Genomic DNA, 23,114 nt, shown 5'->3' with positions numbered 1-23,114 from the left:
TTATTATGTTTAAGTCTTATTTATCCGCTGCGACCTTATTATTAAGCAGTGCAGTGGCCGCACAAAACCCATTATTTGTTGATGTATTTACTGCCGATCCTGCAGCTTTGGTAGACGGTGATACCGTGTATTTATATACCGGCCATGATGAAGCCAAAGACAATAATGTGTTTTTTGAAATGCATGACTGGTTAGTGTTTTCCTCTAAAGACATGAAACACTGGACGCCCCATGGAGCTATTATGCAAGCCACTGATTTTAGCTGGGCTAAAGGTGAAGCTTGGGCGGCTCACATGGTTAAACGAAAGGGCAAATATTACTTTTACACCACAGTGCGCCATAAAGATGACAAACCTGGTTTTGCCATCGGAGTTGCCGTATCCGACTCGCCAACAGGGCCGTTTAAAGATGCCCTAGGCAAGGCTCTCGTCACTGACGACATGACCAAACAAACTCCCAACGACTGGGACGATATTGATCCGGCGATTTACATTGAAGAAAACGGCGATGTGTATATGTTTTTTGGCAACTTAATGCCTAAATACGTCAAGCTCAAAGACAATATGATCGAACTCGATGGTGAGATTAAAACATTAGATTTACCCAAGTTTACCGAAGCGGCTTGGGTGCACAAAAAAGACGACAATTATTATTTGTCTTACGCCTGTGAATTTCCAGAAAAGATCTGTTACGCCATGAGCAAAAGCATTCACGGCCCGTGGGAATATAAAGGTATTCTGAATGAAATAGCGGGTAACAGTGAAACCAATCACCAGTCCATAATTGAATTCAAAGGTAAGTCTTATTTTATTTACCACACTGGCGCTGTGCCACCGCTTAATGGTCAGCCTAGTGGTGGACGTTTCCGTCGCTCAGTTGCCATCGACGCCCTGAACTACAATGCCGATGGCAGCCTAAAACGGATAATTATGACCAGCGAAGGTATTAACTAAACCTTCTAATTTGCTATTCCATTGAGATAAAAAAGCCCAGCACTTGCCGGGCTTCCTTTTGCTCATTAACCAGAGAGTTTAGTGAGTTGCGCGTAAGTGAAACACCTGACAGTTATTATCGAGCAAAGGAGCCTGAGCGATATTAGTCCCCTGCGCTAAACCACAATTGGCTAAGTTCATCGCCTGCTTGCTATAACGGTTAATCAAATTAAAGCCACCACCATTAACCGGTTGCATACGCCATTGAGCGGTTGGTGCCACGCATTGCTGTAACTCAACGTTAGCGCCTGGCACCACAGCATTATCAGCAATGCCCACACACAAATGTGGCGCATTTTTGTTTTTAAGCTGCATAAAACCTGCTTCTGTGGCCGTCATCTGCCAGATTTGATTGGTGTTATTGGTCCAAGCACTTTGTTCAACATTACTGGCAAATTCAGCTGGGCTTTGGCCGATGGATAAGGCCTTGCCACTTTGCTGACTGAGTATCGCCATTTCACCAGTAGCCTGTAAACGCCATTGTTGGCACTCAGTATTGGTATTTTGTTGCACTGCGTGACCAAGGTCACTTGAGCAATTAGCCAGCGACAAATTTAAACCTGTGGCGCGATTGGTAATAGTGACTAAACCATCGTCCGCGGCTTTAAGCTGCCATTGCTGACAATAATTATTATGCCAAGGTGAGAGTTGGGTATTCACGCCTTCTTTGGCCTCACATTGGGCAAGGTCTAAAAATTGTCTGCTATTACGTTTAGCTAAGCGGTAAAAGCCTTCTGTAGTTGAGTCCAGCACCCAGTCGTTATTACTGGCAGCACACTGGCCCTGTAGGGCAAAACTCGGACCAACATCCAAACACTTTTGTGATGTAGCGTTAACTAAGGAATAGGTCTGACCCTGAACTATGGTTTCTAAGGGACCATCTTCACCAGAAGGTGGGGCAACTATCACACCCGGTGTAATGGGTTTGCCAAAATTGGGCGTGCCGTCCTCATGCCAAGTAAACTTTTGCGCGCGCAGGGAGCGTGAAGCACCACAACCTTCGGTTTCCAAGGCATTAGCATGATAAACCAACCAGTCTTCTGTGCCGTCCGGCGAGGTAAAAAAGCCATTATGGCCAGGGCCAAACACGGTCTCGGTGCGCTCAAAAACCGGTTTTTCTGACTTTTGCCAATTGGCTGCAACCATAGGATCATCGCCCACCAATTCTAATAAACCCAGTTTGTAGTCTGGCGTATCACAAAAACTACCTGAGTAGGTCATGAAGGTGCGACCATTGTGCTGCAAAATTTCAGCGCCCTCGGTGACTTTACGTTCACTTATTTCCCACTCTAATACAGGTCTGGTTAATACCACGTGTTTGGTATCCGCCTTGAGACTCCAAGGTGTATCCATTTCTGCAATCAAATTACGTTGCTCATCACCCTGCCATTGGGAGTAAATCAGATAAAGTTTGTCTTTTAGTTGCAGGTAATTACCGTCGATGTTCCATACATCCGGCATCATGGCACCTTTATATTCATAGGGGCCCATAGGGTCGTCACCGGCACTTTCGAGTACATTAAGATGCTGGTGATCCAAGGTACCGTCTTGACCCGCGGTATACATCATGTACCAGCGGTAGCCTTTTGGTCCTTTTAAACGGTGAAACTCAAAGGCCCAAAAATTGCAGCAACGCTGGGCTTCGGTGGCCGACCACACATTAATAGGAACCGCAGTGGCAAGGCCAGCTAAGGTAGGCGATTTACGCATCACCAATTCTGATGTCCAGGTAGTGGTGGTCAGATAATAATTACCATCCCAATATTCCAACCAAGGATCGGCTCCATTGGGAAACAGCGGATTAGTAAAGCTGCCTTTTTGTGGCGCCCCCGCTTTTTCAGCGTGTTTTCCCTCATTAATACTACAGGCAGTCACAGCAAGAATTAGTGTTATTACGGCCAACTGACTAAAGGTTTTCATGCAATTTCTCATGGGATCCCTATCTACTATTTATTAAAAACTAATACAAATCCAGCCGACGCTGGCAGGGCAAAGGCGGTTTGTTTGCTGTCGATGTCAGTCTCAACCATGCTACGTGGCAAAGGGCCATCACTAAGCATATTGCCCTGTTGCTTGCCCATAAAGACTAAATCCAGTTGCAATGCTTTTGCCTTATCTTCACCGTTGATGGCCGCCACATACCACGTGTTCCCTGCGCGTCTGGCGATCACCACGAGCTTGCCGGGAATACCATCTAACAAGCGACTTTCATCCCATTGACCAGGTATGTTTTGCAAATAGGTTTTGACATAGTCAGGGACCTGCGACATTTGCTCGGGCGTGGTGACCAAATGCTGGATACCAGAGGTAAATATCACCGGTAGTGCTAACTGAAAACCGTTAGTGGTCTTGCGTTCAATATTGGGAATATCACCCAACACCATGGGCGTAAAATCCATAGGATCAAACAAGTTGCGAGTAAAAGGGATGGTCGTGGCGTGGCTAGCTTCAGCATTGGCGGTTTTTTGATCAAAGGTGATCATTTCAAAACCTTTGATGGCTTCCGAGGTTAAAAAATTTGGATAAGTGCGCTGCATACCGCGGGGTAAAGTCGCGCCATGAAAATTAACCATCAGCTTAAAATCCGCCGCATCGGCGAGTATATCTTGATAGTAATGCATGGCTGATTGGCCATCGCCAGGGAAAAAGTCCACTTTAATGCCACGAATACCCATTTGGTGAATACGCGCAAACTCAGCACGACGATCGGCTCGAGTCAATAAACGACTTTTTGGGGTGTAAACCGTGTCGTTCCATGCGCCTGATGAGTTGTACCACAGCAACAGAGCCACATTTTTAGTTGCCGCATACTGCACTAATTCAGCAATTTTGTCGTAACCAATTTTCACATCCCAATCGGCATCCACTAGCACATAGGGCCAGTGCATAGTCGCGGCGTAATCGATAAATTCTTTTTGCACCGGATACACAGTGGCGTCATCTTTAAGTAAACCCCAACTCCATGCTGCAATGCCGGGTTTCACAAAGTCAAAGTCTCCCTCAACTTCAGGCAAGGCTAAATCGGTGCCTAAGGTTGAGGCATACACTTGTGCCAAAGTGCCCACTGCGATAATCCGCCAAGGCGAATTAAACGGCAGTTTAGCTTGGGATAGTAAGGCGCCATTGGTGGTCACTTCGCCGGCTTGGGGCATACGGATCTGATAATTACCACTTGGGCTGTTTTGGGCTAGGTTTGTGCCACTATAATGACCATCCATGCCCGCTTCCGAGATAGCAATCCAAGTATCTTTGTAGTGAAATAAGGCCGGATATATCCAACCCGCTTGAGTGGGTGAGGCAGTACCGACTGGCATGGCCATTTCATAACTTTCTTCATAAGAAGGGTTAGTTTGCATCCAACCCGACTTAACCACCGACTTAGGCTGCAACCAGGCTTGAGTGTCGGCATAAAAGTTAAAACTACTGGCCTCCGACATCACCACCCGTATATCTTGCGACTCACCACCCAGTTCATAACGAAAGGCCAAACCATCGTTGGATACCCGCAGTACCAATGCCACAGGATGGGATGCCGCATTACGGAAATGCAATCTCTGCTCTTTAGCTACATAATCAATTTCACTGGCTTTGCCGGTTTTTAATGAATAATGTTCGCGAATGGTTTCCAGCGACGACTTGCTCACCAAGCTCAAATCATGAGTAAAATCAGTGTTATGCAGGCTTATCCCCAAAGCGGAAGGCTCCATCACAGGCTGTTGCTGACGGAACAACTGATAACTCAGTTGTCCCGCATCATCTAAATCAATGGTGACCGAAATATTATTGTCTGGGCTAGTGATTTTACTCAGAGGCGCCGCGAGCGCCATCGGAGTTCCACACACAAACGTCGACAATAAAAGTGCGACCCATAGTTTCATCTTTATTGCTCCCGTTTGAGTTTTGTTAATGCGTATTATTTAGTCGCAAAACGATAAACGATGCGAGTTTGATAAGTATCTTCTGGCAACAAAGTGGTGCTTGGGAATTGTGGCTGATTCGGCGAATCTGGATTGTGCTGCGGCTCTAAACAAAAACCGCTGCGAAAACCAAAAGTACGGCCTTTGCCCTGTAAAGTACCATCCAAAAAGTTACCCGAGTAAAACTGTACTGAGGGCTCTTCACTCCACACTTCTAATACACGGCCAGTAGTCAGCTCACTCACTGTCGCCGCTAACACAAGTTCATCACTTGGCGCTGCTTTTAATACGTAGTTGTGGTCATAACCCAAGCCCAAAGCCAGTTGCTCATCATCAGCGCCTATATCTTGGCCAATGGCTTTAGGTGCACGAAAATCAAAAGGTGTGCCTTCGACCGAGCTTAATTCACCGGTAGGGATCAAACCTGCGCCAACGGGAGTAAGAGTAGCGCTATTGATTTGCATCTGGTGAGCAAGAATGTCGCCTTTGCCCGCCAAATTAAAATAAGTGTGTTGGGTTAAGTTAACCACTGTGGCTTTATCAGTGTTGGCTTTAAAGCGCATATCTAACTGATTATCAGCAGTCAGTTCATAGGTCACTTCGACGGCTAAATTACCGGGGTAACCTTGGTCGTCATCTGGGCTATTTAAGGTTAAGACAATTCCGGCGCTGTTAGCTGTGGTAAAGGGTTTCATAGCCCATACTTTTTTGTCAAAACCTTGCACCCCACCGTGTAAATGGTTAGCTCCGTCATTAGTATCTAGTTGATAGGTTTCACCATTTAAGGTAAAACGGCCATTGGCAATACGATTTCCATAACGACCAATCAAAGCGCCAAAATAGGGGCTGGCACTCACATAATCGTCAAGATTGTCAAAACCTAAGACGATATCGCCCAACTGGCCTTGTGCATCTGGGGTTAATAAACGCGTAATAATCCCGCCGTAACTGATCACATCCACTTCAATGCCATTGGGATTACTTAAGGTGATCATGTCCACTTGGGTACCATCGGCTAATTGCCCATAGGGCTTGCTAGTAGCGGAAAATTTTGTACTTTTCATTGTTTGTTCCATTACGGCTGTTTTTTCACTTGATGTCTGGCTGGTACTTTGCCCAGCAGGATTGCAACCACTTAGAAATAAAGCCGCCAGAGCGACAGTAAGTGCACGCATGCATAATATTTTTGAAACAAGAGGGCTAGTGTGGTGTTTGCTTAATAAGGTCTGAGACATAATTTATCCTGTAGTAAGGTTTTTATAATTTAGTAAGGCAATTAATTAGTCTTGATAAAAATAAAATAAACTGACCAGTCAATAGCACGTAATCAAGCCTAGAGCAGACTTTGTCTCTCTAGTTGAATTTGTCCATCTAACACCAAAATACAATCCATTCCGGCTCGAGTAGCAGCTTCTTTGCCAATTAAGGTATCTTCAAACACCACGCACTTAGCGGGATCTACCCCCAATAATTGGGCGACCGTTAAAAAGGTTTCGGGATGGGGTTTGCCGTGAGTAACATCGGTGGCAGTAACCAAGGTAGTAACTAATTGATCAAGCCCCGTTTTATTTAGTAAATCAACAGCGTGTGCGCGTTCTGCCCCGGTACCAATGCCCATCTTTAGTTTGCCGTGATAGTGCTGCAGTACCTGATGGGTTTGTTCAATAATGCGCGGAGAATCGTCTAGGGTTAACCAAAATTCACGTTTTTTGGCGGCTACATCATCAGGCGAGTGCTGAAGATTGAACTTTTCATTTAACAAAACCACGGTTTGCCGCGTGGGTACCCCACCCAAACCATGCATAAAATCTCCATCAAAGGGATAAGAAAAATGTTCACAGGTCATGCGCCAGGCTTGTATATGAGCGCCCATTGAATCAATTAGGGTGCCATCCATATCAAAAATAATGGCGCTGTAACGAGAGAGATCTAACATTTTTTACCTTGTTTAATCGTTGAAAAAGCCAATCCGCAGATTGGCTTTTTCCAAGAGCTTTTACAAGCCGCGATTGAGGTGGTAATAAGCAGCGCTTTGGCGCAACTCGTTTTTGAAACCGCGGATAGTGGTATCCGCATCTATGACTACAGTTTCAACTCCAGCCATTTCTGCATAATCTATGATCATGTCGGTGGTGACTGTCTGACTGTAAGCTGAGTGATGAGCACCACCAGCATGGATCCAAGCCGCTGAGGCAACAGATAGATTTGGTTTTGGTTCCCACACTGCGCCGCCCACAGGTAATTTAGGTAGCTCAGCCGGTGGGGTAACCGTATCTGCTTCGCTCACGATAATGCGGAAACGATTACCCATATCGATGGGTGAAACATTAATGGATGGGCCTGGCGACGCGGTAAACAACAAACGCGCCACATCACATTTAACACCTATGGTATGACGGTGCACTTCAAGACGGGCTTTGGCTTGCGAAATAGTCGGACAAATCTCTAACATGTGAGCGCCTAATACTTGGTCAATAGCACCGAAGTTGTAGGTGTAGTCTTCCATAAACGAGGTACCACCTGTTCTGCCCTCACCCATCACTTTCATGATGCGCACCATGGCTGAGGTTTTCCAGTCACCTTCGCCGCCATAGCCAAAACCTTGTGACATCAAACGCTGAGTGGCCAAGCCGGGTAAACCCGTCATGCCCGCTAGGTTTTCAAAACAGTTAGTAAAGGCTTTGTATTTGCCGTCGTTTAAAAACTTCAACATGCCCAGTTCAAGACGCGCTTCGTTTTCAAACATTTTATATTGGTAACTATCATTCAAGGCGTCAGCGCTGATGATGTAGTCGTTTTTATATAATTCGATTTGGTTTTTAATGTCGCTGGCGCTGACCTGATTAACCACATCAACGAGATCTTGAATACCGTAAGCATTGACTTCATAACCAAACTGGATCTGCGCAGCGACTTTATCACCTTCGGTAACCGCTACTTGACGCATGTTATCGCCAAAACGCGCGACCTTTAGATGACGACTTTCATGCCAGCCACTGGCCGCACGGCACCAATCATCTATTTGTTTTTGCACGTCTTTATTGCGCCAATAACCCGCAACCACCTTACGTTCGATACGCATACGTGTACCAATATGACCAAATTCACGATCTCCATGGGCACTTTGATGCAAGTTCATGTAGTTCATGTCAATGTCAGCCCAAGGTAGGGCCGCGTTGAACTGAGTATGTAAGTGTAACCAAGGCTTGCTCAAAGCATTTAAGCCTTTGATCCACATTTTGGCAGGTGAAAAGGTGTGCATCCACAATACCAAACCCACACAGTTAGGATCAGTATTTGCCGCTTGGCACACTGCATAAATTTCTTCTGGTGATTTAACCGTGGGTTGCCACACCAAGTTAACGTTTAAACCAGCGCTTTGGTTAAGCTCTTTGACCATGGCTTGGCTGTTTTCAGCCACAGAAGCAAGGACTTTTGGCCCATATAAATCTTGTGATCCGGTCACAAACCAGACGTTTTTAATGCTGTTAGTAGGCATAATAATGTTTAAACCTCGTAATAAATAAATGTTGGCTTAGTTGCTTTGGCCGTAATAGGCGCCACTACCGTGTTTTCTTTGATAATGTTTGTTTAAAATCGCGCTACTTAACAACAAACCTGTGGGGTTCAAGGTACGAGTCAGATAGGCCATTTTGGCAATTTCTTCTAATATCACCGCGTGATATACCGACTTAGCGGCATCTTTACCCCAGGTAAAGGGCGCATGTCCCGCCACGATCACCATGGGTGCTTCGTTGGGACTACGCTGTTTGAAACAGTCGGTAATTTGCACGCCGGTTTCTTCTTCGTAATCTCGTTTGATTTGTTCGTCACTCATTTCTGCTGTGCAGGGTATTTCACCAAATACAAAATCGGCGTGAGTAGTACCCAAACAAGGAATAGACAATTTAGCCTGCGCCCAGGCGGTGGCATAAGTGGAATGGGTATGAGTCACGCCACCAATATCAGCAAAATGACGGTATAAGTGTGTATGGGTTTTAGTGTCAGACGATGGACGCATGCTGCCTTCCACTATCTTGTTATCTAAATCCACAATCACCATGTCGTCGGCCTTCATATCGGCATAAGACACACCACTGGGTTTAATGGCTATCACCCCCGCTTGGCGGTCAATTTGCGATACATTACCAAAGGTATACACCACTAGATTACGGGTTTGCAGCTCTATATTTGCTTCATAAACCTCGCGTTTTAATTCACGATATTTCATGCTGTAGTTCCTTTTTTATAACAGCCCCATTTTCGTAACAACCTAGGGCCTGATATTTGGCGTAAAGCTGCGCGTACACCGGCACTCGCTTGGGATTGGGCTGATAACTTTTATACACAGGGGAGGCTAAGCTGGCTTGTGCTTCACTCACCGTAGCAAAAACGCCGGCAGCAACAGAGGCAAATATGGCAGCACCCAGGGCGCAGCTTTGTTCACTTTTAAGTACATCTATTTGGCAATTCCAAATGTCAGCACATGTTTGCATCACGTAGTCAGATTTTTTCGAAATACCACCTATCACCACGATGGAATTAACCGGCACACCCTGCTCAGTAAAACAGTCGGTGATAGCTTTAGAACCAAAAGCGGTGGCTTCTACTAGAGCTTTAAAAATATAGCTGGCATCGGTACCCATCTTGATACCTTGAATAGCCATACTCACACCTTGATTGGCAACCGGCGTGCGACGGCCATTGATCCAATCAAGCGCCACAACATCAGTGGCTTTAGGTGTTATCTGACTGGCTTTGTCAGACAAAGCTTGCAAAGTTTGTTGTTCAATATGTTGTTTTATCGCCACCGCCGCATTGGCATCAACCCCCGTAATATTGAGATTAATATTTGCCATTGGCCAATTGAGTACGTTTTTAAACCAAGCATACAAATCACCAAAAGCCGATTGACCTGCTTCCAAACCCACCATGTCAGGGATAACCGAACCCGTTACTTGGCCACAAATACCTTTGACGCTGGCACCCGCTAATTGCTGCGGTGCAACGACGGTAATGTCGCAGGTCGAGGTGCCCATAACTTTGGTTAACACACCGGGTTTAACATTGGCTGCAACCGCGCCCATATGACAATCAAAGGCGCCATAACCCACAGCAATGCCTACTCGCAAACCGAGTTTGGCAGCCCATTCTTGGGTCAATCTACCTGCTAACTGATCTGAAGTCTGGGTATCAGCATTTAAAGTATCGACCAAACCATCAAGTAGGGGGTCGATAGCCACAAAAAAATCATTCGGAGGAAAACCGCCCCACTGTTCGTTCCACATAATTTTGTGGCCAGCGGCACAACGGCCCATTTTAAATACCGAGGGATCGGTGGTATCGGTCAAAACCGCGGTCAACCAATCACAGTGTTCTACCCAGCTATAGGCAGCTTTACGAACTTGTTCATCGCTGCGTAATACATGTAGGGCTTTGGCCCAATACCATTCTGAGGAATACACGCCGCCCATATTACTGATGTAATTAATTGAATTGGCAGTGGCTTTTTGGGTTATTTCAGCCGCTTCTTTAATGGCCGTGTGATCTTTCCACAACACAAACATCGCATTGGGGTTTTCACTAAACTCGGGGGTCAAGGCCAAAGGCACACCCTGTTTGTTAATCGCCACCGGCGTCGACCCCGTAGTATCAATACTTAAACCCACGACTTTATCGGCAATACCAGTTGGTACCTTCCACCACAAACCAGCCATCACTTCTTCAAGGCTATCTAAATAATCTTGTGGATGTTGTCTGAACTGATCCCGCTGCGGCTCACAATACAAACCTTTACTCCAACGTGGGTAAACCACCATATGATCAGCGACTTCCCTACCGTTACTGGTATCCACCAGCAAGGCTCTGACAGAGTCTGATCCGTAATCTAGCCCCAAAACATAGCGCGACATAAACACCCTTACTTTCTTGAAATCACTTGTACGCAATTATTTGCTCAAGCGAAAAACCTTAATTGTATTATAATAACATTAAAATACCAATGTAAAGAGAATGTAAAAGCATAAATGTCTAAATAACTCCGTAACCACTTAATAATGGTTGTATTATTTAATAATAATGGAGGAACCACTTGCCGTTTTATTGTCTATTTATAATGTTATTGGCAGAGGTTTGAAGAGTGAATAATTCTATACGATGAAAAATATATTTGATATTTCAGCTTCAGCAGCAATGAACAATTCGTTACATCAAAAATTCTTTTGATGGCCACCAGATTTTGCTGGATATCCTAGTATTTCAAAGCAAAGTGCATCTAATGTTAAAAATTTTCAGTTTAAATTTAAAAATAAAACAAATCATATGGTAATATTGTATTACAATTAAGCGTATAGATGCTGTCACTGTAAAGCACATTTGTAAGCAATCAAATGTGTTAAGTCATTTAATGATATTTGCAGACAAGATACTTAAACCTCGTTCACGGAATAGACCAAATGAGAAACAACAAAATTAATTACCAAATATTATCAAATACTATTAGAGGGTTAGTCATCGATGCGGTTGAAAATGCCGGACATGGGCATCCGGGTGCTGCTTTAGGGATGGCGGACATTGCTACTATGTTGTACCGCAATCATTTAAAATTTGATCCTGACGCGCCGAATTGGCACGACCGAGATCGGGTGGTCTTGTCCAACGGACATGGCGCGATGTTACTATATTCATTACTCTATCTTATTGGAGTAAACGGTGTTGAATTAGAAGACATAAAAAGCTTTCGAAAAGCAGGTTCAATTACCCCAGGGCACCCAGAAGTAGGTCACACTCCTGGTGTAGAGGCAACGACTGGTCCACTAGGTCAAGGGTTAGGCATGGCAGTTGGTCTCGCATTGGCTGAACAACGTCTACGAGATGAGTTTGGGGAACACATATGTAACCATCGGACATGGGTATTTGTTGGGGATGGATGTTTAATGGAAGGGGTTGGTCAAGAGGCTGCATCTTTGGCGGGACACCTTAAATTAGGCCAGCTAAACGTGCTTTATGATATGAATAGTATTTCAATTGATGGGAATACAGATCTTGCATTTACCGACAACACAAATAAAAAATTTGAAGCCATGGGATGGCATACTATTATAGCTGACGGCCATAACTTTGAAGATATCGACCGCGCGCTTCAAGAAGCAAAGCAAGAATTATCAAAACCCTCCATTGTTTTATTCAAAACAATCATCGGATATGGGGCTCCAACCAAAGCAAATAACGCAGGTATTCACGGTTCACCTTTGGGTAGCGAAGAAGCAAGATTAGCTAAATCTAACTTGAATTTAGTAGAAGAGCCGTTTTCTATTCCAAGCGAAGTATTACAAGATTGGAGGAAAACAGGCGCAATGAGTCAGACGCTTCGCATTACTTGGGAAAATAGTCTTGCTACCATGCCCCAAATCGACCGAGAAGATTTTGTGAGGCGAATGGAGGGGAACCTCCCATCAAATTTTGATGACGTTATTGAAACAGCAAAACTAAACTTACCAACTGAACTCCTTAGCCTAGCAACTCGCAAAGCAAGTCAAATAGCGCTAGAAGTCGTTGGTAAAAACTTACCTGAACTCATAGGCGGCTCAGCCGATTTAACAGGTTCAAATTTGACTCAAACAGCGGCTACCGACAGTACTTTTAATCCTGGAAAAAGTGGACGGTACATCAGATATGGTGTTAGAGAGTTTGCTATGGCAGCAACCATGAACGGCATGTCGCTGCATGGGGGCATAATACCCTATGGAGGTACATTTCTTGTTTTTTCAGATTATATGAGGAATGCCATCCGATTATCTGCCCTGATGCAAACAAAAGTTCTGTATATAATGACACATGATTCTATTGGACTTGGTGAAGATGGTCCAACTCACCAACCAGTTGAACACCTTGCAAGCTTGAGGGCAATTCCAGGTATGAAGGTTTTTAGGCCGGCTGATTTAACTGAAACTATAGAGGCTTATCAAATAGCCTTAAAAACAACAGGCCCTTCACTATTTGCGTTATCAAGGCAAAACTCTCCAGCAGTCAGACTATCCCATACACCTCTCAATTTAGTCTCAAAAGGTGGATATCTGATACGAGAAACGCAGAAACCAAGAGACCTAACAATAATTGCAACGGGTACAGAAGTTGCCATAGCGATCGAGGCAGCAGTCAAACTTGAAAAATTAGGCGTTCATGTAGCAGTTGTCTCATTGCCATGTTGGTCATTATTTGATGCACAACCTAATGAGTATCACCAAGAAGTGTTAGGAGATAAACCTCGACTAGCGATTGAAGCGGCTAGTTCATTTGGTTGGACTAGATATGTGGCCGACGAAAACGACGTATTAAGTGTAAATGAATTTGGCGCGTCGGCGAGCGCAGAGCAATTATATGTAAAATTTGGTCTCACTTCAGAAAATCTAGTTGCTAAAGCTTTGACTAAGCTTAGCGAAGAGAGCAAGCCTTAAATGTGCTAAGACTAAAAGATTTATCCATTTTCAACTCACACAATCACAAATTTTAAACTACTAATTAAAAAAGAAGTAAATATGACAAATCAACTTGATGTATTACGTACCGTCACAACAGTTGTTGCTGACACTGGCGATATCGAAGAAATTCAAAAGTATCATCCTGAAGATGCAACAACTAATCCTACATTGATACTTAAAGCGGCAAAATTATCTAAATATAAAAACTTATTAGAGGACGCCGTAAACTACGCAAAAAGTTTATCTGATGATAAACATACTCAAATATTAGAAGCTGAAGACAAACTAGCCGTTAATATTGGTAGGGAGATATTAAATTTCATTCCGGGAAGGATTTCAACTGAAGTAGACGCCCGCCTCTCATTCGATACGAAAGGCTCGATAGAAAAAGCGAAAAAACTGATTAAATTGTATGAGCTTGCTGGTGTAAAAAAAGAAAGAGTACTGATTAAACTAGCTGCAACGTGGGAAGGCATTAAAGCAGCAGAAGCACTTGAAAAAGAAGGAATAAATTGTAATTTAACCTTGTTATTTTCTTTCGCTCAAGCTAGAGCATGTTGTGAAGCTAAAGTGTTTCTAATATCACCGTTTGTTGGAAGGATCTTAGACTGGCACAAAGCAAAAACTAGTCTGACTTACGAATCGTCTGAGGATCCTGGCGTAATTTCGGTAAGTAGTATTTACAAATATTATAAAAGTCATGGCTATAACACTGTCGTCATGGGAGCAAGCTTCCGGAACACAGGTCAAATAATTGAGCTTGCAGGTTGCGATCGTCTTACCATCAGCCCCCAACTTTTAGAGGAATTGTCAAACTCTTCTTACCATTTTGAGCAAAAACTGATAAACGATTTTGTAGCGCTTACCGCGCCAAAAATAATGAGTGAAAGTGAATTTCGTTGGCAACACAACCAAGACGCAATGGCGACCGAAAAATTAGCGGAGGGTATTCGTAATTTTGCTATTGATCAGGAATCATTAGGTGAAATGTTATCTACTTATTTCAATACCCCTTAATAACAACCTCAGTGGCAAATGTGGTGAGCTCACTAAATGTTAGAGTCTTTCCGCATGGCGAGGTCTTGAATTCGAGTCTCGCCGGGTGGACCATTGCAGTATCATTTTAAATCAACCAAACTAGCCAACCTTCCCTGATTGAGTAATACAGCCCTCTATCATAAGCGTCTCGGCAAAGACGCCTAGCCTAGATTAACATTCCACGGTAGCAGTTTTTCGATGTCAGGCTCTGGCTGACTAAATTGCGCTAGCAGATGGGTAATGTAATCATAGGGTGTCAGCCCATTGGCTTTAGCCGACTCCACTATCGAATACAGCACGGCACTTGACTGTGCACCTTTGGCTGTTTGCGAGAACATCCATGCCTTCCTGCCCATCACGAACGGTTTTATGGCTCTTTCGGCTCTGTTGTTATCTATGCTGAGCCTCCCATCAAGGGTATAACGGACCAACTTTTCCCATTGATTTAAATAATATTGAATAGCATCACTGAGGTCATTCTTTGTGATGACTTGTTGTTCAGATTTAATCAGCCAGGTTTTGAATTGCGCAAGCAGCGGTAAGCTCTCTTCATGCATGATGCGGTATCGCTCATCAATGGTTTTGTCTTTGATTTGGGTTTCAATCCGGTACAGCTTTTGAATATGGTTGAGTGCCCAGTCTACCTTGCCGCTTTTGTGTTTGCCCATGGCTTTTTGTGCATCGGTAAACTTGCGTCTGGCGTGTGCCATACGTCCCACTAACGTTGCTTGCGCAGGAATAAACTCCAGCTTTTCGTTAGTGTCTTCGCCAATCTGATGCAAGGCATGTTGGCAGCAATCACAGAACTTATCTTCATCCGCAATATCGTGCACCACGCGCTCACGAGGAATATCGGCAGATATCTTTTCGCGCTTTGCCTTTTTGCGGGGGGACATTTTAGCTTCTTCTTCATCGTCTTCAACGGTTTGTTCAACCAGCTCTTCAGCTTCAATAAACAACTCGCCTTGTCCTGGATACGATTCACTGCTGTTACCAAAGCGCTTTTGCTGCGCCAGCCTGAACATATCACTTAAACGCTGATTCTTGGCTATTAAATCATCGTTCTGAGCACGCAGTGCCACCACCATTTCTTGCAAGGCGGTGACGTCAGTAGGGAGGGTTTCAGGGAAGTTTTTCATACCGCATATTTACCTCAATATGCGGCTAAATGACTGATTTTATGTAGATTAAAACGTAATCGTTAACCCGTTCTTATGATCTGAGGTTATAAGCCCGTGGACGTGTAAGTCAACGTACGATGTCCAATGACATCAAAGCCACCTAGTAACCAATGCAACTGTTGTTCTCTCAATCTGATGTGTTTCAGATCGTCTAATTTAAGCCATTTGAATCGTTGTTTTTGCAGAACTTTGTACCAAAGCGCGAAGCCCGTTTTATCCCAGTAGACGATTTTTAGTTTATCTTGTTTTTTGTTGCAGAAGATAAATAGGGCGTCATTAAATGGGGATAATTCTAGTTCATATTCAATGATAACAAGCAGGCCGTTGATCGACTTTCTGAAGTCCACAAAGCCGCTGTGTAAATAAATATCATTAGGCTCTAAAAACATCTTCATAATGTTAATGCCTTCATGACATCGGCAAGCCATATGGCTTCAACTGGCTGAGCCAAACTCAGTGTCACCCCATTATGAATAATCGTTAGAGGTGGCATCGTGGATACTAATTGTAACTTGGACTTAAGGACTTTAACCAACTTGCTGGTCGTCTGAACTGCCTTTTTATTTATTTCACTTCTGCGTGCATAAAACGTTTGAAGATGAATATTGTGTTTCGCACAATATTCACGAGCTGAAACGCCACTTGATTGTTGGTCGACGATTATAGCTTTCCATTCTTCTGTGGTTCGACGTTCTCTACGCATAATGACCTCGATTGATTATCAAAGAAAACATTGTGCGGAATCAAATATGGATTGAGGAGACAGCATTTGCTAGACGCTTACAGTACAACATTCAAAAGCGTCATTGGTTGGCTCATGGAAAGTATCTAGGTATGTTTGAGGATCTTATTCAATCAATAATTGATCACTTGCTGGATAAAACGGAACAAGCTTTAGACAAGACTTTTAAGCTTGCACCACAAGATTTTAATCAGGAAATTGGTAGTGTCATCGATGAACAAGCGCGGCAATGCTTGAGGAAACTTAAATAGTTGCTTCACTCAGACAAGTGAACATATTACGTCATTTCAGAACGTTAAACGTCCATCAAATTAGTCGGCAGGTTTCCCAAACAGTGTTTCCTAATAGATGATATTACCATTTTTTTGGGTGGCACTTTTACAATCGAAAACAAATGAATTAGTCATTTCCAGACATTAAAAAGAATGAATTAAAATCTGTTGAATACCATTATTTGGTTAATTATTGAAAGTTAACTCGATAATCTGAGATACCAAATATGTTTTCGCAGGGGTCTATATTGGTTATTTTTAACCACTCTTTTTAAGCGTTTTCGTGACGTGTCCGTGACCATCGGTGTTAATCGTTGATAAATGGTCTCAAACAAAAACTCTCTGAAAGCCTTTATTCACAAGGGTTTGGCGTTTTTCGCCGGGGTACATCGATTAACACCTTTTCGCAGGGGTACCCTCCGGAGGCAGAGGTCGTGAGTTCGAATCTCGCCGGGTGCGCCATTGTCGTGCTTACTCATCGAAGTAAATTTCCAAACGAAGTGAGCGCAGATTTCTAAGATGACATTAGCCCATGCTGCGTTTAGCCACCTGACTCTTTAAATTAAAAGATCTTACAGCAAGCAATAAAATTATCCCTGTGGTTTTGTGTTTAAACCACAGATGTCGGTAATTCAGATATCGCCCATCCGATTACAGTAACGGCCCCAGCGTACATTAAAATACCTGCATAATTTGCCATAACTGCAAGTGGAACAAAGGGCAGTATTAAACTCCATGCGAGCAGTTTTCGACCAGTCACGGATAACACCATTTTTTTGTTAGTCAGTTTGTCGTTTTTATTAGAGAGCTTATTACGCCTAGGATCGGTATAAGCTAAGAGAAAAACGATGACTAAACTGTACATAATAAAAGCGAGAGTCATCAGAGAGTGGTTCATTTCGCTGTCTCCTGGGTAGCAAACGTGGTGACTGTCTGATTGTTAGTTTGCCCTTCAAATTGCATTGATTTATACAAGGCATAAAAGCACCAACCTGAGCAGAACAGTAAGGTCATTTCAACAAACATCATCGCTAGCATTTGATGGTGTAATGCCTGTAACCAGCCGATGCCAGAAGTGGTATATCGAAGGACAGGTAATAGTAAACAAACTAGGCCATTACCTGCTAACAGTAGGTTTTTCAGGCGGAGAGTATTTTTAATGAATACACTTAGCATACTGATTAAGACGGCTGAAATAACAAAGGATAATGGGGTCCAAATACTTTGATTTGTTGCCATTGAGCCGCTCACAAAAAAGCCCACTGCACTTGCTAAAGAGCAAAGTGGAAGACCCAAAAATCCCCATATACACATTCGGCTAAACCATTGCCAACTGCTGTCGTTTTTTTGGTTTCTATGAGCATAAAGTTGCAGTCCGGTAATGGTGACATAGCAGGCGGCTACCCCTAAACTTATCCAAATGATTTTTGAGAATAAACCTGCAAAGGTGCCGAAGTGAATGGGGTAAATCAGCGATAAAATATTACTTCCCAATGACGGCACTGTGCCCACTATGGGCTTATATTCAACAAAATCTCCATTTGTTCCGTTGTAAACTAATTGTTCGTATCCCACCTTGCCTTCATTTGGCATAAAAAAGGCGAGTACACTGGCAGACTCGGTTCCTAAATGTGAAATGGATAAAAAAGAGGGAACGGCAGATTGTCGTCGAACCGCATCTTGGAGCATAAGATTCAAATCAGCTGACGCCATTGGTGCCTCGCTTTTGTTTTGTTGCTCACCTACCAGCGCATACATTAACGCCTCTTGGTCGCCGCCAAAGGCAACAACCCCCATTGCTGGAATGCCGAATGCCGTAGAAAAACTAAAGAAGCTACCCGTAAATGCCAACAAAATAGCAAAGGGAATACTCCAAGTACCGGCAACCGTATGTGAATCACGTTTGAGAGTTTGACCATCCCGCTGCTTACGAATGGAAAACATATCGATAAATAGGTGGCGGTGCATCATAAACCCAGATACTGAAGCAATTAGCATGGCCATCCCTAAAATCCCAGTGAGGATAAGGCCCCAAGGAGAAGGAATGTGTAACTCAGTATGAATAGATACCAGAAACCGGCTTAGCGCATACGTATCATCCTGCGCGTATAAGTCGCTACCAAAGCCCGTTTTTTGAGTAACAATTTTGCCTTGGGCGTTCAACGCGTATTGCACGCCATATTCGTCCATGTCGCCAGAAGGATTTTGTTTGTGAGTATGAAAAAAGTACACTAATTGTTGACGGTCATTTTCATACGTAGAAATTTCATCTAGGTATTCTTTTGGTGTTTGTGCTGAGAGACGTTTAACCGTTGCGTCTATGTCACTAGTGAGCATTAAGTGTTGAGGATAATTACTGTTTGACCATTCTCCGATTTCGTCTGCCACCACCGCAACTGTGCCGGTGAATATCACAGCGTAAAGTAACATTCCCAAAACGATGCCAGACCAAGAATGCAGACTAAGTAAAGCTTTCGCTTTTGAACGAAGCGTAGGGGTTTGATCATTCATAAAGGTTAACCTAAAAATTTAACTGTAAGAATGGCGCTATTCACAGCAAATAACCCCACAAGTAGCCACTGCGCTTTGCGCATATTGGTTGTCAGGTAAGTGTAAAAAAATAAAATAGCCCAAATTAGAGGAAGCAGAACCAGTGGCAGCATAATGTTATTTACCTTGCCAGCACCCGGTGGAAACCACACCGCCATGGCTAACATTATCAACAGTGACACCAGTAGCGTAGCCGGACCACTTAACCAAAAACGTTGGCTTTTAAAAAAAAACAGCGGAAACTTTCCCATAATTTTCCCCTAATAGCTTGGCAACAACGTCCCTGTTGCTGGGTTGATATTCAAATTGAGCGGTTTTTAAACTCAATCAGAAAATTATAATAAACAGGACACTATCTGTTACTCAGATCAGTCCTGGTTGGGGCTGATTTGAACTTAATAGTCCCAACGCATAGTAAAACTGTAATTAAGTGGAGAGCCATAAAATGCTTGCTCAGTTCGCACCGAGCTGAGGTATTTTTCGTCGGTAATGTTATCTAAATTCAGACTGAGTGAAATCTGTTCGCTGACGCTGTACTGCACATATCCACCAATCAATGTATAGCTATCTTGGGAGATTCGCCCGTACGCTGTATCGTAGAACATGTCACTTTGCCAACGCAAAGACACACCGGCGCTGAGTTTTTCTTGCCACTGGGGTGAGTAATCCGCGAGCAACTTTAAGGATTTACGGGGCACAAAAGTACGGGCTTCATCGCCGTTTTCATCGTCCATGTTTAATGCGGTAAATCCTCCTTGCAGCGACCATTCCTTGTTTATTTGCCCTGATACTTCCAACTCAAAGCCATTCGAATCAACAGTGACACCTTTGTATAGCGCATAATCAAAATCGTCCGAATAATCCTCGTCATCCACTCCGTCACCATCGCCATAACCGAGAAATTCATATAAATTTTCTTGCTCTGTTCTAAAGGCGGCGAAACTTACTAAAACGTTGTTTTCGAAACGTTTTTTTACACCAAGTTCATAACTACGGCCTTCAGCCGAACCTAGAGGTAATAGATCTTCGTTCAAATAATACTGTGGCTGGTATATATCGCTGTAGCTACCGTAGACATTGAGGTCTGTCACCACTTCCCAAGTAAAGCCAAGATATGGGCTACTCCCGTCTTCTGAGGTTGAGGTTGACGCCCCCCAAGACTCTCCTTCATTTTCATAATCAACGAAGCTGGCTCCTAAGACCAAATCAAAGTTCTCTGTCACGGCCAGTTGCACCGAACCATAAAAACGATTCAGCGTGACATCGGTAAAACCTGCTTCATAGGGCACGGCCCAGGTTGGTCTTGTAACCTGGGCTTTATTCCATCCAGGAAAAGCTGGCATGACATCAAAACCGCTTAGCGCTCCCGAATCAAGATCACTGGTTGTTGAATCGGCAAGGCTTATACCGACGTTGAACGTATGTTCCAGATCCCATGCTTGAAAAGTACCTTGCAGCGTATTGTCCCAGATAAGCGTTTCATCTTCGCCAGAGAACTTGCCTGGATAACCTAACAGACCTAAGCCACTATCATGATCAAGTCCGGTATTTGAATAGGCATAAAATAGCTCAGAGTCCTCCTCGTATTTGATATAATTTAGCTTACTGGTTAAATTGAGATTATCAGTGATATACCAACTTAACTCTGCAAAAGCGGTTTCATTTAAAGTATCCCAATAGGTCCAGTCCATCGCAGTCGTTGTGGAGGTCGGAAAATCCACTTGCTGACCATCGGAATAGATCATAGGCACGGCTCCCCACGTGCCACCATCACTGTTATTGTCCTGGTAGGTATAACCAAAAGTCAGTGTAAGAACATCACTTAGTTGCCCATCAACCACACCGTACAATACGGTTCGATTATTTTTGTATAGATCTAACCAGCTTTCTTTATCTTGATGAACCACTACGGCACGAGCAGCCCAACTGCCCGAATCGGTTAATGGCGTGGATACATCAGCAACGGCACGCATATTGGCCCAACGTCCATAGGTAAGAGCCATACTAGCCTTGGTATCATTACTTGGACGTTTTCTAACGTAATTTACGGTTCCAGAGGGATTGCCTAATCCAGTAATAAGGCCATTAGAGCCGCGAATAAACTCAACTTTGTCATACATTGCCGTATCAAGGTCACCAACAAAAATATCGCCAAAGGGGATGCCTGAACCATCAATATGCATGCTGGTAATGTCAAAACCGCGGGCACTAAAATAAGTACGATCCGTTTCGGTTTGGTCAATGTTTATGCCAGTGACTTGTTTAAATAAACTATTGATATCATTAAGATTGTAATTAGCAATCGTGTCTCCTTCGATTATCGACAGCGACTGGGGTGTATCAAAACTGTCTAGACCTAGACCAGTGGCCCCAGAACTCACACGCTGGATTCGGCTTTCTACGATACGGATGGTTTCAATATCTTCATCTTTGGCTTTGGCTGTTTGTTTATTGGTTGATTCTGCTGTTTGTGCATGAATGCTCAACGCCAGCATAATCGGAGATAGCGCAAAGATTTTCTTATAGGTCATAGTTTTCTCTAAATTTTGGAGGTGTTTGAAGAACGCGTTCATTATAAACACTCAAACAGTGATTGCAAATGATAAGTATTATCATTTGCAATCACTTAATTGTGACTTGTCCGTCTCCTTATCCGTAAGATGGAACTTTAACTGTCCGAAATCTGCTAGGTGGTTTTAAAATCTTCTTTTAATTTGAGATAGTCTTTTGTGAATAATGGAATTGGATTAATTGAAAATGTCGTAAACGAATTTTCCCCCCAAAATTATGAGCAGAAAAATTAAATGAAAATTGACACTGCAGTTTACGTTTATCCATGTGGGGCGTTGGCAGAAAATCACGGATTCGAGATTCAATACTTAAAAAAGCGCTAGGCACATTGTCAACGTCAACACTATTGAAGTTGTAATCTCAGCCTAAACGGAGTTGATTAGGGGTTAATCCCGTCCAGCGCTTAACAGCGCGGCGAAAGTTAGGAATATCTGAAAAAGCCATCATGCTGGCACTGTCTTCATTATTACGTTTCTGTACTTGTAATAAGTACAAGGCTTGCTGTTTACCCAACTCGTCCTGTATCTGCTGAAAGCGCACCCCGTGTTGGTTTAGTTTGCGCTTAAAGGTTGCCGGACTCATGGCAAATAATAATGCAGTTTCTTGTAACGTTTGTTGACGTTTGAGCCACAAACTGTCGCGAACTGCTTGAATAAAACCTTGATAAGGTGGCTGATGCTGCCTGATATGTTGTAAGGCATGCCTTTTCAAGCTCTGACTTTGCTGCGCAAAGGGCGCTTTCAACCATTCCAAATCAAAACGAATGCGCAATTGCGACTGAGAGAAATTGAGCCTAAGGCCCAAATTAGTTTCATATTCTTGAATATAGCGTGGACGCGCAAAAGGAAAATCAAAATGAAAAGGGATACGATGGCCAAGTAATAATTTAGTTGCAGACACCAGTGCACTAAAATAAGTTTCAAGCACAAACTGCCATTGTTCGCCACAGCCCACCGCGTCAAAGATGACAAGATGATATTGCTGCTCATCCTGATAAGCGTAACTGTGCATAAACGGGCAAATATGCTGGGCATGAACCCTCAGTACACGCAGAGCATCCTGTAAATTGCGGCAATGCAATAAGGCATTTGATATAGCACCGTAATTGCCCGGAAACACCCGTTTGCCCAATTGAAATGAACAATCAAAGCCTGATACCAACGAACGAGCATTGGCCATTAAACGTAACATTTGCTCAGTATTTAAATGCGTAGTACCGCCTTTAATGTCTTGATAAAAAATCCGCGTGCCTCGCAGTAAACGGTTTTTGTCTAAGCCGCGCGACATCGCCAAGTCGATCAAGCTTGCCGCCAATTGATGCGCCGGTAAAAACTTATCTTCAAGACTTACTAATTGGCGGCGAGACATCGA

At 43.6% G+C, this 23,114-nt stretch carries 19 protein-coding genes; 4 read left to right on the top strand and 15 right to left on the bottom strand.

Annotated features, from left to right (window positions below):
• Window positions 1–5 precede the first annotated feature (5 nt).
• On the top strand, window positions 6–953 hold the full coding sequence (locus tag ACEN2L_RS12330; protein WP_306021744.1) for a glycoside hydrolase family 43 protein: 948 nt from the start codon (window positions 6–8) through the stop codon (window positions 951–953).
• 78 nt (window positions 954–1,031) lie between these two features.
• On the opposite strand, the gene ACEN2L_RS12325 is transcribed toward ACEN2L_RS12330, so the two are convergent.
• From ACEN2L_RS12325 to ACEN2L_RS12295, 7 genes are all read right to left on the bottom strand, one after another.
• Window positions 1,032–2,912 (bottom strand): family 43 glycosylhydrolase, encoded by a 1,881-nt coding sequence (locus ACEN2L_RS12325; protein ID WP_441744096.1) that lies wholly within the window; start codon window positions 2,910–2,912, stop codon window positions 1,032–1,034.
• Between the two features lie 26 nt (window positions 2,913–2,938).
• Entirely contained in the window at window positions 2,939–4,870 is a 1,932-nt protein-coding gene (locus ACEN2L_RS12320) for a glycoside hydrolase family 97 protein (protein WP_306021746.1), read from the bottom strand.
• Window positions 4,871–4,905: 35 nt separating this feature from the next.
• The gene (locus tag ACEN2L_RS12315) at window positions 4,906–6,144 is read right to left on the bottom strand and encodes an aldose epimerase family protein (protein WP_441744094.1); all 1,239 of its coding nucleotides are present in this window, start codon (window positions 6,142–6,144) and stop codon (window positions 4,906–4,908) included.
• A 98-nt stretch (window positions 6,145–6,242) separates the two neighbouring features.
• On the bottom strand, window positions 6,243–6,845 hold the full coding sequence (locus ACEN2L_RS12310) for a beta-phosphoglucomutase family hydrolase (RefSeq protein ID WP_306021748.1): 603 nt from the start codon (window positions 6,843–6,845) through the stop codon (window positions 6,243–6,245).
• Between the two features lie 60 nt (window positions 6,846–6,905).
• A complete protein-coding gene (araA, locus tag ACEN2L_RS12305) occupies window positions 6,906–8,408 on the bottom strand; it encodes an L-arabinose isomerase (RefSeq protein WP_441744092.1) in 1,503 nt (500 codons plus the stop codon).
• A gap of 36 nt (window positions 8,409–8,444) precedes the next feature.
• Window positions 8,445–9,140: an L-ribulose-5-phosphate 4-epimerase gene (locus ACEN2L_RS12300; protein ID WP_441744090.1), complete on the bottom strand. Its 696-nt coding sequence runs from the start codon at window positions 9,138–9,140 to the stop codon at window positions 8,445–8,447.
• The gene (locus ACEN2L_RS12295; RefSeq protein ID WP_441744088.1) at window positions 9,127–10,821 is read right to left on the bottom strand and encodes a ribulokinase; all 1,695 of its coding nucleotides are present in this window, start codon (window positions 10,819–10,821) and stop codon (window positions 9,127–9,129) included. Before ACEN2L_RS12295 ends, ACEN2L_RS12300 begins: the two co-directional genes overlap by 14 nt.
• Window positions 10,822–11,364: 543 nt before the next feature.
• Here ACEN2L_RS12295 and tkt point away from each other — a divergent pair.
• The gene (gene tkt, locus ACEN2L_RS12290) at window positions 11,365–13,365 is read left to right on the top strand and encodes a transketolase (RefSeq protein WP_441744087.1); all 2,001 of its coding nucleotides are present in this window, start codon (window positions 11,365–11,367) and stop codon (window positions 13,363–13,365) included.
• 81 nt (window positions 13,366–13,446) lie between these two features.
• Window positions 13,447–14,406 carry a transaldolase gene (tal, locus tag ACEN2L_RS12285; protein WP_441744085.1) on the top strand — a complete coding sequence of 320 codons (960 nt, stop codon included), beginning with the start codon at window positions 13,447–13,449 and terminating at the stop codon, window positions 14,404–14,406.
• Window positions 14,407–14,588: 182 nt separating this feature from the next.
• Here tal and tnpC read toward each other — a convergent pair whose 3' ends face one another.
• The 3 genes from tnpC to tnpA form a co-directional block, all read right to left on the bottom strand.
• Window positions 14,589–15,566: an IS66 family transposase gene (tnpC, locus tag ACEN2L_RS12280; RefSeq protein ID WP_441744084.1), complete on the bottom strand. Its 978-nt coding sequence runs from the start codon at window positions 15,564–15,566 to the stop codon at window positions 14,589–14,591.
• Window positions 15,567–15,652: 86 nt separating this feature from the next.
• Window positions 15,653–16,003, bottom strand: a complete 351-nt coding sequence (gene tnpB, locus ACEN2L_RS12275; protein WP_441744082.1) for an IS66 family insertion sequence element accessory protein TnpB — start codon at window positions 16,001–16,003, stop codon at window positions 15,653–15,655.
• Window positions 16,000–16,311, bottom strand: coding sequence for an IS66 family insertion sequence element accessory protein TnpA (tnpA, locus tag ACEN2L_RS12270; protein WP_441744080.1), 312 nt, complete (start codon window positions 16,309–16,311; stop codon window positions 16,000–16,002). The genes tnpB and tnpA overlap by 4 nt, the downstream gene beginning before the upstream one ends.
• Window positions 16,312–16,322: 11 nt before the next feature.
• Between tnpA and ACEN2L_RS12265 the strand changes: the two genes are divergently transcribed.
• Entirely contained in the window at window positions 16,323–16,601 is a 279-nt protein-coding gene (locus ACEN2L_RS12265; protein ID WP_441744077.1) for a hypothetical protein, read from the top strand.
• Between the two features lie 631 nt (window positions 16,602–17,232).
• Here ACEN2L_RS12265 and ACEN2L_RS12260 read toward each other — a convergent pair.
• The 5 genes from ACEN2L_RS12260 to ACEN2L_RS12240 all read right to left on the bottom strand — a co-directional run bounded on the left by ACEN2L_RS12260 (window position 17,233) and on the right by ACEN2L_RS12240 (window position 23,111).
• Complete coding sequence (locus ACEN2L_RS12260; RefSeq protein ID WP_441744075.1) at window positions 17,233–17,520, bottom strand: hypothetical protein; 288 nt, start codon at window positions 17,518–17,520, stop codon at window positions 17,233–17,235.
• Window positions 17,517–19,133, bottom strand: a complete 1,617-nt coding sequence (locus ACEN2L_RS12255; protein WP_441744073.1) for a PepSY-associated TM helix domain-containing protein — start codon at window positions 19,131–19,133, stop codon at window positions 17,517–17,519. Before ACEN2L_RS12255 ends, ACEN2L_RS12260 begins: the two co-directional genes overlap by 4 nt.
• Before the next feature lie 5 nt (window positions 19,134–19,138).
• Window positions 19,139–19,423, bottom strand: coding sequence for a hypothetical protein (locus tag ACEN2L_RS12250; RefSeq protein WP_441744072.1), 285 nt, complete (start codon window positions 19,421–19,423; stop codon window positions 19,139–19,141).
• A gap of 144 nt (window positions 19,424–19,567) precedes the next feature.
• Window positions 19,568–21,703: a TonB-dependent siderophore receptor gene (locus tag ACEN2L_RS12245; protein ID WP_441744070.1), complete on the bottom strand. Its 2,136-nt coding sequence runs from the start codon at window positions 21,701–21,703 to the stop codon at window positions 19,568–19,570.
• Between the two features lie 400 nt (window positions 21,704–22,103).
• Window positions 22,104–23,111: an AraC family transcriptional regulator ligand-binding domain-containing protein gene (locus ACEN2L_RS12240; RefSeq protein WP_441744069.1), complete on the bottom strand. Its 1,008-nt coding sequence runs from the start codon at window positions 23,109–23,111 to the stop codon at window positions 22,104–22,106.
• Between the last annotated feature and the right edge of the window lie 3 nt (window positions 23,112–23,114).

The sequence above is a fragment of the Flavobacterium sp. W21_SRS_FM6 genome, from assembly GCF_052119645.1.
Lineage (GTDB): Bacteria > Pseudomonadota > Gammaproteobacteria > Enterobacterales > Alteromonadaceae > Paraglaciecola.
Note: the sequence above shows the minus strand (reverse complement) of the source record. Positions and strands in the feature narration are given on the sequence as shown.

What these genes read in the sequence shown, in the direction of transcription:
- tkt (WP_441744087.1), top strand. Translation starts at nt 11,365, where the DNA reads ATGAGAAACAACAAAATTAATTACCAAATATTATCAAATACTATTAGA.
- araA (WP_441744092.1), bottom strand. Translation starts at nt 8,408, where the DNA reads ATGCCTACTAACAGCATTAAAAACGTCTGGTTTGTGACCGGATCACAA.
- tnpA (WP_441744080.1), bottom strand. Translation starts at nt 16,311, where the DNA reads ATGCGTAGAGAACGTCGAACCACAGAAGAATGGAAAGCTATAATCGTC.
- ACEN2L_RS12300 (WP_441744090.1), bottom strand. Translation starts at nt 9,140, where the DNA reads ATGAAATATCGTGAATTAAAACGCGAGGTTTATGAAGCAAATATAGAG.
- ACEN2L_RS12325 (WP_441744096.1), bottom strand. Translation starts at nt 2,912, where the DNA reads ATGAAAACCTTTAGTCAGTTGGCCGTAATAACACTAATTCTTGCTGTG.
- ACEN2L_RS12245 (WP_441744070.1), bottom strand. Translation starts at nt 21,703, where the DNA reads ATGACCTATAAGAAAATCTTTGCGCTATCTCCGATTATGCTGGCGTTG.
- tnpB (WP_441744082.1), bottom strand. Translation starts at nt 16,003, where the DNA reads ATGAAGATGTTTTTAGAGCCTAATGATATTTATTTACACAGCGGCTTT.
- ACEN2L_RS12250 (WP_441744072.1), bottom strand. Translation starts at nt 19,423, where the DNA reads ATGGGAAAGTTTCCGCTGTTTTTTTTTAAAAGCCAACGTTTTTGGTTA.
- tal (WP_441744085.1), top strand. Translation starts at nt 13,447, where the DNA reads ATGACAAATCAACTTGATGTATTACGTACCGTCACAACAGTTGTTGCT.
- ACEN2L_RS12255 (WP_441744073.1), bottom strand. Translation starts at nt 19,133, where the DNA reads ATGAATGATCAAACCCCTACGCTTCGTTCAAAAGCGAAAGCTTTACTT.
- tnpC (WP_441744084.1), bottom strand. Translation starts at nt 15,566, where the DNA reads ATGAAAAACTTCCCTGAAACCCTCCCTACTGACGTCACCGCCTTGCAA.
- ACEN2L_RS12330 (WP_306021744.1), top strand. Translation starts at nt 6, where the DNA reads ATGTTTAAGTCTTATTTATCCGCTGCGACCTTATTATTAAGCAGTGCA.
- ACEN2L_RS12295 (WP_441744088.1), bottom strand. Translation starts at nt 10,821, where the DNA reads ATGTCGCGCTATGTTTTGGGGCTAGATTACGGATCAGACTCTGTCAGA.
- ACEN2L_RS12320 (WP_306021746.1), bottom strand. Translation starts at nt 4,870, where the DNA reads ATGAAACTATGGGTCGCACTTTTATTGTCGACGTTTGTGTGTGGAACT.
- ACEN2L_RS12315 (WP_441744094.1), bottom strand. Translation starts at nt 6,144, where the DNA reads ATGTCTCAGACCTTATTAAGCAAACACCACACTAGCCCTCTTGTTTCA.
- ACEN2L_RS12240 (WP_441744069.1), bottom strand. Translation starts at nt 23,111, where the DNA reads ATGTCTCGCCGCCAATTAGTAAGTCTTGAAGATAAGTTTTTACCGGCG.
- ACEN2L_RS12260 (WP_441744075.1), bottom strand. Translation starts at nt 17,520, where the DNA reads ATGAACCACTCTCTGATGACTCTCGCTTTTATTATGTACAGTTTAGTC.
- ACEN2L_RS12310 (WP_306021748.1), bottom strand. Translation starts at nt 6,845, where the DNA reads ATGTTAGATCTCTCTCGTTACAGCGCCATTATTTTTGATATGGATGGC.